The sequence below is a fragment of the Flavobacterium sp. genome, assembly GCF_021151785.1.
In the GTDB taxonomy this organism is placed as follows: Bacteria; Bacteroidota; Bacteroidia; order Flavobacteriales; family Flavobacteriaceae; genus Flavobacterium.
Map to the genome: position 1 here is coordinate 1 of NZ_JAGKWP010000052.1, position 16,025 is coordinate 16,025.

A 16,025-nucleotide genomic window follows, 5' to 3' on the forward strand; every position below is an offset into this window, starting at 1 on the left:
ATCTTTATAATTACTCAATACCTGTTAACTATTTCTTAACGTATAAAAACAAAAAAAGTCCCGAAAATTCGGGACTTTTTAGTTTGTTAAAACTATTTTTAAATAAATAATTTAGTAATGTAATAAAACAAAGCTGCAATTACGGCAGAAACTGGAATTGTTAATACCCAAGCCCAAAGTAAATTGATGGTTACTCCCCATCTAACAGCACTTAATCTATGTGTTGCTCCTACTCCAATAATAGACCCTGTAATGGTATGTGTAGTAGAAACAGGTACACCCATTTGAGAAACAGTAAACAAAGTTAAAGCTCCAGCCGTTTCAGAACAAACACCTTCTAATGGAGTCACTTTAGTAATTTTAGAACCCATTGTTTTCACAATTTTCCATCCTCCCATCAAAGTTCCTAAACCAATCATTAAATAGCATCCAAAAGCTATCCAAGTAGGCATCGTATGATGAGTCACTTTTGTTTCAATTTTATGTTTTTTCAACAACTCTCCTTTTTCATCAACATACTTTTTAAATATTTTAGCATATCGATAATGTGGATTAATGGCTTTGTCATTAAAAATAATTTCATTAGTTACAACATCTTTAACCATTTTCTTATCAGAATAGACTTCCAGTGTTGTTAATTCGTCAGCAACATTATCAAACTCGCTTATATTAACTCCTTCTTTTGCTAAATGTTGTACAAAAGGATTAGTCTTAGCTATTGAAACATTCAATTTTTCATCCTCAAAAATCTTAGCTCCAGTGGTAACATCAATAATGTTTTTACCATCTAAATAAACAGTATCATTAGCATACACACCAACTGCTGGTTTAAACTTCTTAATTTTACCTTCGTCATTGGTATACTTAATTTGGAGTATTTCTGTAACTGTTAAATAATCTTTGACTACTTCAGGAGTCTCTGTGTCATTCCCAATTCTATGTGTGTTGGCATAAACAATACATGCTGCACAAATAATACCCATAACCTTTTGCGAATCGGCACCACCATGTCCTAAAGAAAAAGCTGCTGAAGAAAGAAGCTGTAATTTTTTATACATATTTCCTTCTTTAGTTCTTGATGGCTTTTTACCGTTTACAATTTGGAAGATAATATAAACCAAAATAAACAAAGCCAATAAAACACCTATAATCCAAATCATTATTGGTTTGATATCAAGTGTATCTTTTAGCTTATAAGTAACATAAACCGTAACTACAGAAGCTAATAAAGAAATGATTATTTTTTTATAAAAATCTCTTTGAATAGTAACCATAGCTATGAAGAAAGAGATAATACCACCAATAACAGGCGCTAAAAAAATAAACATAACCGTTTTTATTATCTCTTCTGAATTTAACACACCAAAGCCCGCATGAGCAACAGCTGCCCCTCCAAAACCACCTATTAATGTATGAGAAGAAGACGACGGAATTCCTAACCACCAAGTTAGTAAATTCCATGCTGTAGCAGCCAATAATCCCGCTAAAATAACCCATAGGTTAATAACCGAACTGTCTACTGTTTTGGCTACTGTGTTTCCTACACTCATATCAAAAACCCAATAGGCTACAAAATTGAAAAAAGCAGCCCAAATAACTGCTTGCGTAGGAGACAATACTTTAGTAGAAACCACTGTTGCAATTGAATTGGCAGCATCATGAAAACCATTTACCAAATCAAACAAAAGGGCTATTACAATAATTACAACTAATAATGTAAACATAATTTCGTATTAAAATCAATTAAGAATGTTTCACTGCAACAGCTTCCAAAACTCTGGCTACGGACTTGCACTTGTCTGATACTTTGTCTAGAGATGCCAATACATCTTTGTAACGAATAATATTTTTAGCATCTGTTTCATTTTCAAAAATATCTGTTACTGCTTTTTCAAATACAGCATCTGACTTTCTATCTAACTTATTGATTTTCTTTACTGAATCAAATACACTTTTAAAATTTTTCATCTCTTTCAACTCTTTTACTGATCTTGAAATATGATGACAAGCTTCTAAATTAATTTCCGTTAATTTTCTTATTGATTTGGTAATTTTCTCAACTTGATACATTCTAATCCTATTAGATGCTTCTTGTAAATTTCCAGAAACATCTTCAATAGTTGTCATTAACGCATGAATATCTTCTCTATCTAAAGGAGTGATAAAGTTTTTACTCAACTCAATATTCATCTTGTGAGATATATTTTCTATAGCCTCAGCTAATTCATCCACTTTTTTATAATAAGCTTCTCTTTCATCTTTTGGTGCATTTAAAGCATCATGTAAATTTTCTGAAAGTTTTGTCAATTTATTTGTCGCTTGTTCAAACAAAGGAAAAAAGGTTTTATCCTTCGGAGTGAAAAAATTTAAAATGTTTTTTAAAGCCATTTTTGTAGTTGTTAAAATTTCGCGTCAAAAGTAGACTACCAATGTTAAGTTAATGTTAAGCAAACAACAAAAGAAAATTAATTGTTAAAGAATTATTAACATAATGTGAAGAAAAAAATGCAGACCTGTAAGCCGGATTCTGTACCTCGCCTTTATCAGACAAGACCCTTATCATTTATCTAGTCGCGTTGTTACCAACGAAATCTATCTGCCTACCCCTCAGCAACGAACGAGTAGCTCTTAACTGCTGATATACATGGCATTTCACCGCATAGAGTTTACCTGATTTCACTACAGCATTACCTGTACATCCTTTCTGTTGCACTTGTCCTCTCCCGTAAAACGAGATGACGGGCGTTACCCGCTATGCTACTCTTTGGTGTCCGGACTTTCCTCTCTAATTACTTAAAGCGATAAGGCGGTCTGCGGTGCAAAAATAGGCAATTTCAATGAATTAAAATTTACTTTTGAAAACTTTTGACTTTTAACTTTTAACCTCTATATTTGCTATCAAGAATTTGCTATGGAACAATTTATTGTATCAGCTCGTAAGTATAGACCCCAAACATTTAAAGATGTAATTGGGCAACAAGCTATTACAAATACTTTATTAAACGCCATAGAAAATAATCACTTGGCACAAGCTCTTTTATTTACAGGTCCTAGAGGAGTTGGCAAAACAACTTGTGCACGTATTTTGGCTCGAAAAATTAATCAAGAAGGATATGATGATCCAAATGAAGATTTTTCGTTTAATGTTTTTGAGTTAGATGCGGCTTCAAACAATGGTGTTGATGATATTAGAAATATTATAGATCAAGTTAGAATACCTCCGCAAACGGGAAAATACAAAGTTTACATTATTGATGAGGTACATATGCTTTCTCAAGCGGCTTTTAATGCTTTTTTGAAAACATTAGAAGAACCACCTAGGCATGCTATTTTTATTCTGGCTACTACTGAAAAACATAAAATATTACCAACCATTCTATCTAGATGTCAAATATTTGATTTTAAAAGAATTACAGTAAATGACACGAAAGAATATTTAATGGACATTGCCCAAAACCAAGGGGTTCAATTTGAAGAAGAAGCACTACGTATTATTGCGCAAAAAGCAGACGGTGCTATGCGAGATGCCTTGTCAATCTTTGATCGAGTGGTTTCTTTTTGTGGTAATCAATTAACACGGCATGCAGTTGCAGAAAATTTGAATGTGCTTGACTATGATTACTATATTAAAGTAACTGATTTAATTTTAGAAAATAAAATTCCAGAATTGTTATTGGCTTACAACGATATATTAGCTAAAGGTTTTGATGGACACCATTTTATTGCTGGATTGGCCTCTCACTTCAGGGATTTGTTGGTATGTAAAAATCCATCTACATTGAGTTTGCTAGAAGTTAGTGAACAAGTCCAAGATTTATTCAAAAATCAAGCCGTAAAAGCAACTCAAGAATTTTTATTGCAAGGGATTGAAATTGCAAATGAATGTGATTTAAAATTCAAAGTAAGTCAGAACCAACGTTTGTTTGTTGAATTGACACTTATGCAATTGGCTTCATTAACACATGAGGCTGAAAAAAAAAAGCTAAATTCTTTATAATCCCATCAGTTATATTTAACAATACAGCATCAGAGTTAACTAAAACAATTCTTTCTGAACCATTACTAATTCAACCTACATCTTCTACTTCAGCAGTTGAAATTATTGAAAAAAAGACTGAACAAGTCACTCAAAGCGCAGCAATTCCTATTGATAAAAGAAGAATATCACCTTTATCTATTTCTGGATTGAAGTCTATCAAACAAATTGAAATTCAACAAAAAGCGAAAGAAGAAGAAATTGGTGAACACCCTACAGATGAATTTTCACAAGAAGATCTTGAACTTCATTGGAATAACTATGTGAATTATTTGGATCAAAAAGGAAAAAAAATCTTGATGTCTTATATGACATTGAGCAAACCTATCAAAATGGGAAATCATATCTTGCTTGAATTTCCTAACCAAGGCTCAAAAGAAGATTTCGAGAGCAAATACGCTGAAGTATTGTCCTATTTAAAAACAAAGCTTCGCAATTTTGATATAAAAATTAAAATTACTGTAATAGAGACATATAAACCTAAAGTACACTATACCAATGAAGATAAGTTCAATCATTTTAAAGAAATTAACCCTGTAATTGAACAATTTAGAACCATTTTCGAATTAGATATATAATCAAACAAACAACTATGGATATTAACTTTAATAAAAACGAAGATCACAATAAGCTTTTAGTTTCAGACATGCTGCAAAAGTTAGCCAAAGTGAAACTTGGAGGAGGACAAAAAAGGATTGATAAATTACATGCAGAAGGGAAAATGACTGCCCGTGAACGTATTGATTACTTACTTGATGACAAAGCCAAAAATATTGAAATAGGAGCTTTTGTTGGTGAAGGAATGTATGAAGAACATGGAGGCTGTCCTTCTGGAGGTGTAGTAGTTAAAATTGGATATATTAAAGGAAAACAATGCATAGTTGTTGCAAATGATGCTACTGTTAAAGCTGGAGCATGGTTTCCTATTACGGGTAAAAAGAACCTTAGAGCACAAGAAATTGCTATTGAAAATAGATTACCAATTATATACTTAGTGGATTCAGCAGGGGTTTACCTCCCTATGCAAGATGAAATTTTCCCAGACAAAGAACATTTTGGTAGAATTTTCAGAAACAATGCCATTATGAGTAGCATGGGAATTACTCAAATTGCTGCTGTTATGGGAAGTTGCGTTGCTGGTGGAGCCTACTTACCCATCATGAGTGATGAAGCATTAATTGTTGATAAAACAGGAAGTATATTTTTAGCAGGAAGTTATTTAGTAAAAGCTGCCATTGGAGAAAATATTGACAATGAAACCCTTGGTGGGGCAACAACTCACTGTGAAATTTCAGGAGTAACAGATTTCAAAGCTAAGGATGATAAAGATGCTTTAGATAGAATAAAAAATATCGTGAGTAAAATGGGAGATTTTGAAAAAGCTGGCTTTAATCGTGAAAAGTCTATCAAACCAGCATTGGAACAAAAGGATATCTACGGTATTTTACCTAAATCAAGATCAGAGCAATACAACATGATGGAAATCATCAAACGCTTAGTAGACAACTCTGATTTTGATGAATATAAGGCAGGATATGGACAATCCATTATTACAGGATATGCACGAATAGATGGTTGGGCAGTAGGGATTGTTGCTAACCAACGATTAGTTTCTAAAACAAAGAAAGGTGAAATTCAATTTGGTGGTGTAATCTATTCTGATTCTGCAGATAAAGCTACTCGATTTATTGCAAATTGCAATCAAAAGAAAATTCCATTGGTCTTTTTACAAGACGTTACTGGATTTATGGTAGGAAGTAAATCGGAACACGGAGGAATTATCAAAGATGGCGCAAAAATGGTAAATGCTGTTTCCAATTCTGTAGTGCCTAAATTCACCGTTGTTATCGGTAATTCTTATGGCGCTGGAAATTATGCTATGTGTGGAAAAGCTTATGATCCTAGATTAATTTTTGCATGGCCAAGTGCTGAGTTAGCCGTAATGGGTGGTGCACAAGCCGCTAAAGTATTGATGCAAATTGAAGCTGCTTCATTAAAAGCAAAAGGAGAAATGATAGATGAAGCTAAAGAGACAGAACTATTCAACAAAATTAAAGCTAAATATGACGCACAAGTTTCCCCTTATTATGCTGCTTCACGTCTATGGACAGATGCAATAATCGATCCTCTAGAAACGAGAACATGGATTTCAATGGGAATAGAAGCCGCAAATCACGCACCAATTGAAAAAAAATTTAATTTAGGTGTTATACAGGTTTAAAAACTAAACGTAACAAAAACATAAAATCTACTACTTATTAGTAGATTTTTTTATTTCAACAACTATGAAACATATACTTTTATCTTCTTTACTTCTAGTCAATTTACATTATTTAAATGCGCAAAGTACCTCTAAAAGAGACAGCCTTCAAGGTGGTTTACGTGAAGAACGCACCTGTTATGATGTAATGCGATACAATCTAGATATTATTATTAATCCTTCCGATAAAAGTATCAAAGGATCCAATGAAATCGTATTTAAAGTAGATGATGAAACAACAAGAATCCAAGTAGATTTATTTGAAAATATGCAAATTGAATCCATCATTTGGAACAATAAAAAATTAAAATTTCAAAGGGAATATGATGCCATATTCATTCTTTTTCCAAAGAAATTAAAAAAAGGAAGTCTAGAGAAAATTTTGGTAAACTATTGGGGTAATCCTTTAGTGGCTAAAAATGCACCATGGGACGGCGGATTCGTCTTCAATAAGGACACTAAGGGAAATCCATGGATTGGTGTGGCGGTTCAAGGCACAGGTGCAAGTTTATGGTATCCATGTAAAGATTCTCAAACGGATGAACCAGATCAAGGTGCCTCTATTAAAGTAGCTGTTCCAAATGGTTTAATGAATGTTTCCAATGGAAGATTTAAAGGCTCAACAGATTTAAAAAACGGATACACTCGATGGGACTGGGAAGTTAAAAATCCTATTAATAATTATGACATTACCGTAAATATTGCCGATTACATTCATATCCATGACAATCACCAAGGTTTAGATTTAGACTTTTATGTGTTGAGAGAGAACGAAGAAAAAGCTAAAAAGCATTTTGAGCAAGATGTTAAACCTATGATGGATTGTTTTCAATCAAAGTTTGGGAAATATCCTTTTTGGGAAGATGGATATAAATTAGTAGAAACCCCTTATTTAGGTATGGAACACCAAAGTGCCGTTGCTTATGGAAATAAATACAAAAAAGGATATATGGGATATGATATTTCTGGAACAGGGGCTGGACTGTTTTTTGATTATATAACCATCCATGAAACAGGACACGAATGGTTCGGAAATAGCATCACAAGTAAGGATATTGCTGATATGTGGATACATGAAGGTTTTACAACTTACACAGAATCTGTATTCATTGAATGCTTAAAAGGCTATGAAGAAGCTCAAAAATATATCAATGGACAATCTAGAAGCGTAAGAAATGATAGGCCCGTGATAGGTCAATTTGGTGTAAATAAAGAAGGTAGTGGCGATATGTATTACAAAGGAGCATTAATGTTAAACACCATAAGACATATCATTAATGATGATACACTTTGGTGGAAACTACTATATACTTATGCTGAAACATACAAAAAACAAATAATTGATACTCCTACTGTTTTGGCTTTTTTCAATAAAGAAACAGGTTTGGATTTTACAAAAGTATTTGAACAGTATCTTACAACCACTAAAATTCCTAAACTCGTATTAGATAAACAAGGAAAAACTTTAAAATTCTACTGGGAAAATTGTGTAGACCAATTTAATATGCCTGTAGCTATAATGATTAAAGGGAAAGAAATAAGGTTACAACCCACAACAAATAGCCAAGAGTTAACAATAGATGAAAACACTTCTTGGAATGATATTGAAGTAGCTACCAAACGTTTTTTTGTAAAAGTCAAAAAGTTAAATGAATAACAGATTAACTTCTTTTATATAAACTATCCTAAATAGAATAAAGTAGAAGTCGTTCTGAAATTAAATTATCAAAAAAGGCACAGTTGTAGCTCATATTTAGTTTCAGAATGACTTTATCTTTTAAGTAATGCTTTTGTTAATGCTCTATTGATTTTTTTTGTTGGAGTTTCGACAAAATCCGAAATAAAATAAATTTTTTTAGGAAGTTGAAATTTCGAAAACTTAGCAAAAAATGAGGCAGGAACTTCAAAAGCATCTCCTTCAATTATTAATATTAATTGTTCGCCTAATATAGCGTTGGGCTCAGACGTAAAAAAGAATCTTCTACTAATAAAGGCACTCAATTGTTCTTCCAAAGCCTCTGGATAAATTTTGATTCCGCCAGAATTTATTATATTGTCAACTCTTCCTTTTAATTTAAATTGATTAGCACTCACTAAATCCACAATATCATTGGTAACAATTGGTTCTGTATGTAAACTAGGAGCATGAATTACTAAACAACCTCTATTATCTAAACTAATTTCTATTGAAGGTAATAATGTAAAATAAGGCTCTCCTAACCTTTTCAATGCTATGTGTGAAACCGTTTCTGTCATTCCATAAGTTTCATAAATAGCCGTTGAAACATCTTCAAGTTGTTGAATCAGTTGAACATTCAATTTAGCACCACCAATGATTAAATACTTAATTCGATTCAAAAAGGGAATTGAAGCTGCCACTTGTAAAGGAACCAAAGCTAAAAAATCGTAATTAGAAGTATTCCCATCTAATGGATTACTATTAGGTTCAACATAATCTAAGGATAACCCTAAAACCATTGCCCGTACTAACATCATCTTTCCAGCAATGTACTCAGCAGAAAGACATAATAATGCAGTATTTCCAGGTTTCAAATTGAAAAATTCCCCAGTAGCCTTTGCAGAAGCTTCCATAGCACTTTTTGAAACATATATTTTTTTAGGTATTCCAGTAGAACCAGATGTTTGTAAAAAAATATTTTCCTCGTCATTCAACCATTCTAATAAAAAATGGCCAATTCCCTTTTCAAAAAAAGTTCCCTGCTTTACTAAATAATTAGCTTCACCTATAAGTTCAACGGTTGAGAATGACTTCCCATTTAGTTTAAAATCTGAATGAATAGAAATCTTCATTACGAGGTAGTAAGAGGTTGAACTTTACCAAACAACTTTGCTTTCCAATTAGACCATTGGTACTTTTTTGCAAATACATAAATTAAAATTGGATACACAATAAAAATAGGCCCTATAATTTGAAGAGCTACTGAAGGTTCCGACACATCTTTTAAAATTGAATATGTTTGAAAGGCGGACCAATCTGAGGTAACTAACAAAGCTCCAATTAAATTATTCGCTGCATGAAAACCTAAAGCCAGTTCTAATCCCTCATCCATCAAAGTCAACAAGCCCAAAAAAAGCCCCGTACCAATGTAATAAACCATAACTATTGGACCTAATTTATCCACTTCAGGATTACCTAAATGCATGATACCAAATAAAAAAGATGTCACTAAAAAAGGAACCCATTTGGTTTTAGTAGCTAGGCCTAACCCTTGTAACAAATGCCCTCTAAACAAGTACTCTTCAAAAGAGGTTTGCAAAGGAATTAGTAAAACAGCTAAAAACAGAAAGGGTAAAAATTGGCTCCAATTTAAATTCCAAATAAAATCTTTAGGCGATAATAAATAAGCTAATATTGTAGTCCCAACAGAAATACTTCCCCACAGAAAAAAGGAAAATAAAATTCTTTTCCAGTCAATTTTAGCTCTTGAAGTTGTCAACAATCGTAAAGAATTATTTTGAAAATATCGATTATACAATAAGACAATAAAAAGCAATAAGGATAACGGTAAAACCAATGCCACAAACGTCATATTTACCCCTAACTTTTTAATGTATTGCTTAATCAAAACCTCAGAATCAACACCTTGCATAGAAGACCAATTATAGATCATCAATAAACCAAATAGAAAAGGAAGCGGAAAATAACTCCAAGGATTAATTTTATACTTCTGTAATTGTTCAATATACATAACCAATTTTTTAAAAGACTAAGGTACAATTATTATTTTTGTAAAAAAATAAGATATTATGCTAACCATTTATCACAATAATCGTTGTTCCAAATCTAGAGAAGGAGTTTGTTTTTTAGAAAATTTAAATCAACCTTTTGAAATTGTTCATTATTTAGAAACCCCTTTTGATTTTAACAAACTTTCACAATTAATTAACATCTTGGATATTAAACCAATTGAACTAGTTCGAGTCAAAGAAAAAGATTGGATTGAAAATTTTAAAGAAAAACAATTAACCGATGCACAAATTATTCAAGCTATGGTTGATTTTCCAAAACTGATTGAAAGACCAATCGTAGTAAATGGTACCAAAGCAGTTATTGCCAGACCTGCAGAACGAATTAACGAAATACGCTAATTCTTTAACATTCTTTTGGCAAATTATTGTTAAAGGTAGAAATACTTTTGCATCGTAAATTAAATATGTATATGTCACTCAAAAATTCATTAAGTTTTATTGCATTGTTGTTTTGCACAACGTTCTTTGCTCAAACAGCCTTAAAAAAAGTAAATGTTACGGGAAAAGTTATTGATAAAATCACTTCCCAACCTATGGAATATGTTACGGTTACTTTCATCAAATCCGATAACAATAAAATTGTAAATGGAAGTACTACAGACAAAAATGGTAATTTCAATGTAGAATTAAATAGTGGTATTTATGCTATTAAATTTGAGTTCATGGGTTACAAAAATGTAGTGCTTACTCAACAAAATTTAACATCTGACACCAATCTTGGAAACATACAAATGGAAGAAGATGCTAAAGAAATTGAAACGGTTGTAGTCAGAGCTGAAAAAACAACGGTTGACATTAAATTAGATAAAAAAGTATACAATCTTGGGAAAGATTTATTAGTCAAAGGAGGAACGGTTAGCGATGTATTAGATAACATTCCTTCAGTAACGGTAGATCAAGAAGGTAATATCAGTCTAAGAGGAAATGATAATGTAAAAGTTTTAATTGATGGAAAACCTTCAAATGCGGTTAGTGTTAATGATGCTTTAAAAATGCTTCCTGCAGACGCTGTAGATAAAGTAGAAGTAATTACCAACCCTTCTGCAAGATATGATGCTGAAGGTGGTGCAGGTATTTTGAATATCATTTTGAAAAAAGGAAAAACAAATGGTTTCAATGGAACTTTAATGGGTACTACAGGAAATCCAGACAATCACGGTATAAATGGAACTTTAAATTATAAAACGAATCAATTCAATTTATTCACTACTCAAGGTTATAATTACAGAAGTAATCCAGGATATACTCAAGTAAATACGCGTTATTTGAACAATGATAACTCAACTAATAGTTTTATAGACGAGCACAGAGATAATCAAAGAATTAATAAAGGTTATAATGGTGGTTTTGGTTTTGATTGGTATTTAGACAAATCAACTACTTGGACAAATAGTGTAAATTACAGAAGAAATATAGGTAATAATGAAGAGAATGTGGATTTTAACAATTTCAATGCTAACAGAGATTTTACATTCTACAGAAATCGTTTAAACCAGGAAAACCAAAAAGAAGAAAACATTGAATTCAATTCTAATTTAGTTAAGAATTTCAAAACTTCTGGTCATAAATTAACTATCGATGCCTCTTTCTCGGATAGTAAAAACTTTAGTAATGCAACTATTTTTGACAATTCAACATTACATCCGTCTACAGGAATTGACTTAACCAAAAATAACCAAGAGCAAAGAAGAAGTTTAATCCAAGCTGATTATGTATTACCAATTGGTAACAAGTATCAATTCGAAGCTGGATATCGTGGTAACTTTGTAAATGCATTAACTGATTATGCGGTTTTAAACAATGGTATTGTAAACACCTCTTTCACTAATGTATTAGAATATGTTGAAAACGTAAATGCTTTATATACTCAATTTGGTATTAAGATGAATAAATTAAGTATGTTATATGGTTTGCGTTTCGAGGATTCTGATATTGAAGTAAATCAATTGACTAGTTCTATATATAAAAATAAAAAATACAATAACTTTTTCCCGAGTGCCTTCTTTACTTATGAAGTTACTGATAATACAAACTTATCATTGAATTATAGTAGACGAATAAATCGTCCAAGAGGAAGACAACTTAATCCATTTAGTACTTATTCGAGTAATATTAACCTTTTCAGAGGAAATCCTGATTTAAATCCAACATTGACAGATGCTATTGATTTAGGTTTTCTTACTAAATTAGGGAAATTAACTCTTAGCTCATCAGCTTATTACAATTACACCAAAAATTCGTTCCAAATGGTTCGTTTTGTTGAAGGATTAAATCCAGATGGTGTACCAATCACAACTTCTAGTTTTGTAAATATTGGGCAAGAAAATAGAACTGGTTTTGAATTTACATTAAACTACACTCCATATAAATGGTGGAAGTTAAACTCTAATTTTAATGCGTTTAGAGTTCAAACAAAAGGTGACTTCTTTTACTCATATTATGATGCTTCAAACAATTTGATTGAAAAAACACAAAACTTTGATAACACTGCTACTAGTTGGTTTGCTAGAGTAAATTCAAAAATTACATTACCATCAAAAATTGACTGGCAAACTAATGTAACTTACAATGGACCACAAAACAACGCTCAAGGTAGAGTAAAAGGAATTTTTGCAATGAATCTTGGATTCAGTAAAGATGTCTTAAAAGATAAGGCTACCATTGCTTTAAATGTAAATGATGTATTCAATTCAAGAATTAGAAGAATGGAAACCTATATTCCAGGTCAAATTGATTCAAATTCTGAAATGCAATGGAGAAAACGTCAAATTACACTTTCATTCACTTATCGTTTCAATAAACAGAAAAACGAAAAAGAAAAACAGCCAAAACGTGAATCAGACGATAATGGTGGTGAATTCTAAAAATAAAAAATCCCGATGAGTACTCATCGGGATTTTTTTTACAACTAAAGAAGTTTATTTTTCTTCTTCAGCTAATCTCTTCTCTCTTTTCTCTTTTAACAATTCCATGATTGCTCCTCCAACCCAATATTGAACAAAACCAACCAAGAAAATCATTAACCAAAAACCAATAGTTAAAATGGTTAAGAAAAGTAAGAATCCTAAATACTGTTGAAATTCAAACATGTTTTCCGGAAATTATTTGTGAATTCTGTTCAAAGATAAGGCTATTATTTATTTTAACAATACCTAAACTCATTTTTTTTAAAGATAACCATAACCCACTTTTTTTCACATAAGTTATTCGTTTTTAAAATTTTAGTACGTATTTTTGTTAAATAAATCTTAAAAAAATGGTGAAGAAAATAATTTTAGCTATCTCATTTTTGAGTTTACAAGCTGTTGCACAAGAGCATTACACGGGAATCAGCACTTCTAAAAGAGGTGGTTTAGTCAATGGATATCTAAATCCGGCTGAACTAGTTAACATGAATATGAAATTTGATATTAATTTATTTAATACTAGTATCAATTTCTCTAACAACAAACTTACTTTCAGCGATTTAACCAAAGGAGATAATCTTGAAAATAAATTTTTCTCAGGATCAGAGGCCACAAACGTTAGAATTGATGGACTAATACTTGGACCAGGATTAGCTTTCAAGAATGGAAATTGGGCGTATGCACTATCAACCGCAGCTAATTTTAAAGCAAATTTAGTAAATGTAGATGTAGCTTTAGGAAATGCCATTCAAAATGGAAATAGTAGCAGTCTTTTTTCAATAACAAATTTAAACACAACTGAAAACCAAAGATTAAATGCTACAACTTGGGGGGAAATTGATTTATCTGTAGCCAGAAAACTTGCTGAAATAGGAAGACACAAAGTAAGTGCTGGAGCAACTTTAAAGTTATTGTTCCCAGGTGCTTATGCCAATTTTTCAGTAAATAAACTAAACGGAACTTTAGTCAATAACTTTGGAAATCTGGGTTTAACCAATGCTTCTGCTAGTGTAAATCTTTCTTATTCTGGAGTCTTAGGTAAAGATTTTAATGATAGCGGCAATTTTAGCGATTTCTTTTCTCAAGGGATAAACGGGGTAGCTGCAGATATTGGTTTTACTTACACCTACAAAGAAGCAGATTCAAACAACTATATTTTAAATGCTGGATTGTCAATAAAGAATATAGGAAGCATGAAATTTAAATCTGATTCGAACACCTCAATAGATTACAATTTAAATGTAAACGGTTCACAAGTCTTAGATATGAATCAATTTGAAAATGTTTCTAGTTTATCACAATTAGAAGAAATTTTAATGCAACCTCAAAATGCCCCTTACTTTCAAAAAACAAAGTCTACACAATCGTTTACCGTTAAATTACCAACAACAATTAACCTTTATGCTGATTTAAAACTAGCAAAAAAATGGTTTGTTACAGGATCATTACTTCAAAAAGTAGTAGATGATTCGAAATATAACCTTGTGACTGCTCAAAATACCTACACCTTAATTCCTAGATTTTCAGGAAAATTGGTTGAATTATTTGCCCCTCTAACAATCAATGAAATTTCAGGGTTCACTAGTGGATTTGGTTTTAGAATAGCTGGATTCTACTTAGGTTCAAGTTCAGTCATTTCAGCTGTAGCAAATAATTCTAAACAAGCTGATATTTATTTAGGATTTAGAGTAGGTTTTTAATAAAGAAAACACACAAACAAAAAAGAATCCGATGTTACTGTAGCAAGTACATCGGATTTTTTATTTTAAATAACTTGATCTAAATATTTAGCGATTGCCTCAGGTTTTGTAATGGGAGAAAACCTTTTTAAAGGCTTTCCATTTTTATCAACAACAAATTTGGTAAAGTTCCATTTAATTCTGCTCCCAAAAAGGCCGCCTAACTTACTTTTTAAGAATTTAAAAACAGGATGCGCCCCACTCCCATTTACCTCAATTTTTGCAAACATCGGAAAAGTAACACCATAATTCAGTAAACAACCTGAAGCGATTTCTGTTTCACTTCCCGGCTCCTGGTTTCCAAACTGATTACATGGAAAACCTAAAACAACTACATTTTTATCTCTATACTGCTTGTACAATTGCTCTAAACCTTCATATTGAGGAGTTAAACCACATTTACTAGCTGTATTGACAATCACTAAAGTCTTACCCTTAAAATGTTCCATAGACAACTCTTTACCTTGTAAAGTAGTTGCTTTCAAAGCATAAAAATCTTCACTCATTTTTAACGTTTACTTATTGAATTAAAAGTATATTTACTGATGTAAAAATAAATAAAATGAAACGAACAATTGCATGTTTAACATTTGTTTTGGCCTTGTCTAGTTGTGCTGAAATGCAACAAGTGATCGATCAATTACCTCAAAGTACAGGTATATTAAGTCAGGCTGAAATAGGAAATGGTTTAAAAGAAGCCTTAACCAATGGCATCAATAAACAAGTTAATAAATTAACGGTTACTGATGGTTTCTTTAAAAATGAAATGGTGAAAATTTTACTTCCAGAGGAAGTTCAAAAAGTAGATGCAAAATTAAGACAACTAGGCATGAGCAAATTAGCGGATGAAGGATTAAAAATAATCAATAGAGCAGCTGAAGAAGCCGTAAAAGAAGCTACCCCTATTTTTATTGATGCTGTTAAACAAATGACTTTTTCAGATGCTAAAACTATTTTAATGGGAAATGAACATGCTGCTACCTCTTATTTACAAAATACTACTTCTACTGCTTTATACGCCAAATTTAATCCTGTCATTAAAAAATCATTTACTAAAGTAGGTGCTGATAAAGTTTGGAATCAAATCTTTTCGAAATACAACAGCCTTCCTCTTGTTAAAAAAGTAAACCCTGATTTAACAGATTACACTACTAATAAGGCGATGGAAGGTGTTTTTAAAATGATTGCCCTAGAAGAAAAAGATATACGAACAAACATACAATCGAGAACATCAGAAACGTTAAAAAAAGTTTTTGCCTTACAAGACAAAAAATAAACCTAATTTTTTAATAATCAACAACATAATATAACAA

General features: G+C 31.7%; 14 protein-coding genes and 1 other RNA gene. 8 read left to right on the forward strand and 7 right to left on the reverse strand.

Annotated elements, in window-relative coordinates:
* Window positions 1-98: 98 nt before the first annotated feature.
* The 3 genes from QZ824_RS06905 to rnpB form a co-directional block, all read right to left on the reverse strand.
* On the reverse strand, window positions 99-1,724 hold the full coding sequence (locus QZ824_RS06905) for an inorganic phosphate transporter (RefSeq protein WP_291275290.1): 1,626 nt from the start codon (window positions 1,722-1,724) through the stop codon (window positions 99-101).
* Window positions 1,725-1,743: 19 nt separating this feature from the next.
* Window positions 1,744-2,388 carry a DUF47 family protein gene (locus tag QZ824_RS06910; RefSeq protein WP_291275291.1) on the reverse strand — a complete coding sequence of 215 codons (645 nt, stop codon included), beginning with the start codon at window positions 2,386-2,388 and terminating at the stop codon, window positions 1,744-1,746.
* Window positions 2,389-2,500: 112 nt separating this feature from the next.
* An RNA gene (gene rnpB / locus QZ824_RS06915) (RNase P RNA component class A) lies at window positions 2,501-2,818 on the reverse strand.
* Window positions 2,819-2,911: 93 nt separating this feature from the next.
* Between rnpB and dnaX the strand changes: the two genes are divergently transcribed.
* The 4 genes from dnaX to QZ824_RS06935 all read left to right on the forward strand — a co-directional run bounded on the left by dnaX (window position 2,912) and on the right by QZ824_RS06935 (window position 7,953).
* Window positions 2,912-3,997, forward strand: coding sequence for a DNA polymerase III subunit gamma/tau (gene dnaX / locus QZ824_RS06920; RefSeq protein WP_291275292.1), 1,086 nt, complete (start codon window positions 2,912-2,914; stop codon window positions 3,995-3,997).
* Between the two features lie 188 nt (window positions 3,998-4,185).
* A complete protein-coding gene (locus QZ824_RS06925) occupies window positions 4,186-4,614 on the forward strand; it encodes a DNA polymerase III subunit gamma/tau (RefSeq protein ID WP_291275293.1) in 429 nt (142 codons plus the stop codon).
* Between the two features lie 14 nt (window positions 4,615-4,628).
* Window positions 4,629-6,257, forward strand: coding sequence for an acyl-CoA carboxylase subunit beta (locus QZ824_RS06930; protein WP_291275294.1), 1,629 nt, complete (start codon window positions 4,629-4,631; stop codon window positions 6,255-6,257).
* A 64-nt stretch (window positions 6,258-6,321) separates the two neighbouring features.
* Window positions 6,322-7,953, forward strand: coding sequence for a M1 family metallopeptidase (locus QZ824_RS06935; protein WP_291275295.1), 1,632 nt, complete (start codon window positions 6,322-6,324; stop codon window positions 7,951-7,953).
* A gap of 113 nt (window positions 7,954-8,066) precedes the next feature.
* Here the strand turns inward: QZ824_RS06935 and QZ824_RS06940 are convergent, their stop codons facing one another.
* Together QZ824_RS06940 and QZ824_RS06945 are read right to left on the reverse strand one after the other, a co-directional pair.
* Window positions 8,067-9,107: an AMP-binding protein gene (locus QZ824_RS06940; RefSeq protein ID WP_291275296.1), complete on the reverse strand. Its 1,041-nt coding sequence runs from the start codon at window positions 9,105-9,107 to the stop codon at window positions 8,067-8,069.
* Window positions 9,107-10,006 carry a CPBP family intramembrane glutamic endopeptidase gene (locus tag QZ824_RS06945; RefSeq protein WP_291275297.1) on the reverse strand — a complete coding sequence of 300 codons (900 nt, stop codon included), beginning with the start codon at window positions 10,004-10,006 and terminating at the stop codon, window positions 9,107-9,109. The genes QZ824_RS06940 and QZ824_RS06945 overlap by 1 nt, the downstream gene beginning before the upstream one ends.
* 58 nt (window positions 10,007-10,064) lie before the next feature.
* Between QZ824_RS06945 and arsC the strand changes: the two genes are divergently transcribed.
* Together arsC and QZ824_RS06955 are read left to right on the forward strand one after the other, a co-directional pair.
* Window positions 10,065-10,406: an arsenate reductase (glutaredoxin) gene (arsC, locus tag QZ824_RS06950; RefSeq protein ID WP_291275298.1), complete on the forward strand. Its 342-nt coding sequence runs from the start codon at window positions 10,065-10,067 to the stop codon at window positions 10,404-10,406.
* Between the two features lie 71 nt (window positions 10,407-10,477).
* Entirely contained in the window at window positions 10,478-12,931 is a 2,454-nt protein-coding gene (locus QZ824_RS06955) for an outer membrane beta-barrel family protein (RefSeq protein WP_291275299.1), read from the forward strand.
* 54 nt (window positions 12,932-12,985) lie between these two features.
* Here the strand turns inward: QZ824_RS06955 and QZ824_RS06960 are convergent, their stop codons facing one another.
* Entirely contained in the window at window positions 12,986-13,156 is a 171-nt protein-coding gene (locus QZ824_RS06960; RefSeq protein ID WP_291275300.1) for a hypothetical protein, read from the reverse strand.
* Between the two features lie 167 nt (window positions 13,157-13,323).
* Here QZ824_RS06960 and QZ824_RS06965 point away from each other — a divergent pair, with 167 nt between their 5' ends.
* Window positions 13,324-14,673, forward strand: coding sequence for a DUF5723 family protein (locus tag QZ824_RS06965; RefSeq protein ID WP_291275301.1), 1,350 nt, complete (start codon window positions 13,324-13,326; stop codon window positions 14,671-14,673).
* Between the two features lie 65 nt (window positions 14,674-14,738).
* Here the strand turns inward: QZ824_RS06965 and QZ824_RS06970 are convergent, their stop codons facing one another.
* Window positions 14,739-15,218: a glutathione peroxidase gene (locus QZ824_RS06970; protein ID WP_291275302.1), complete on the reverse strand. Its 480-nt coding sequence runs from the start codon at window positions 15,216-15,218 to the stop codon at window positions 14,739-14,741.
* 56 nt (window positions 15,219-15,274) lie between these two features.
* Here QZ824_RS06970 and QZ824_RS06975 point away from each other — a divergent pair, with 56 nt between their 5' ends.
* Window positions 15,275-15,988: a DUF4197 domain-containing protein gene (locus tag QZ824_RS06975; RefSeq protein WP_291275303.1), complete on the forward strand. Its 714-nt coding sequence runs from the start codon at window positions 15,275-15,277 to the stop codon at window positions 15,986-15,988.
* Window positions 15,989-16,025: the final 37 nt, after the last annotated feature.

Coding starts and splice junctions, on each gene's coding strand:
- QZ824_RS06905 (WP_291275290.1), bottom strand. CDS start 1,724: ATGTTTACATTATTAGTTGTAATTATTGTAATAGCCCTTTTGTTTGAT.
- QZ824_RS06910 (WP_291275291.1), bottom strand. CDS start 2,388: ATGGCTTTAAAAAACATTTTAAATTTTTTCACTCCGAAGGATAAAACC.
- dnaX (WP_291275292.1), top strand. CDS start 2,912: ATGGAACAATTTATTGTATCAGCTCGTAAGTATAGACCCCAAACATTT.
- QZ824_RS06930 (WP_291275294.1), top strand. CDS start 4,629: ATGGATATTAACTTTAATAAAAACGAAGATCACAATAAGCTTTTAGTT.
- QZ824_RS06935 (WP_291275295.1), top strand. CDS start 6,322: ATGAAACATATACTTTTATCTTCTTTACTTCTAGTCAATTTACATTAT.
- QZ824_RS06940 (WP_291275296.1), bottom strand. CDS start 9,107: ATGAAGATTTCTATTCATTCAGATTTTAAACTAAATGGGAAGTCATTC.
- QZ824_RS06945 (WP_291275297.1), bottom strand. CDS start 10,006: ATGTATATTGAACAATTACAGAAGTATAAAATTAATCCTTGGAGTTAT.
- arsC (WP_291275298.1), top strand. CDS start 10,065: ATGCTAACCATTTATCACAATAATCGTTGTTCCAAATCTAGAGAAGGA.
- QZ824_RS06955 (WP_291275299.1), top strand. CDS start 10,478: ATGTCACTCAAAAATTCATTAAGTTTTATTGCATTGTTGTTTTGCACA.
- QZ824_RS06960 (WP_291275300.1), bottom strand. CDS start 13,156: ATGTTTGAATTTCAACAGTATTTAGGATTCTTACTTTTCTTAACCATT.
- QZ824_RS06965 (WP_291275301.1), top strand. CDS start 13,324: ATGGTGAAGAAAATAATTTTAGCTATCTCATTTTTGAGTTTACAAGCT.
- QZ824_RS06970 (WP_291275302.1), bottom strand. CDS start 15,218: ATGAGTGAAGATTTTTATGCTTTGAAAGCAACTACTTTACAAGGTAAA.
- QZ824_RS06975 (WP_291275303.1), top strand. CDS start 15,275: ATGAAACGAACAATTGCATGTTTAACATTTGTTTTGGCCTTGTCTAGT.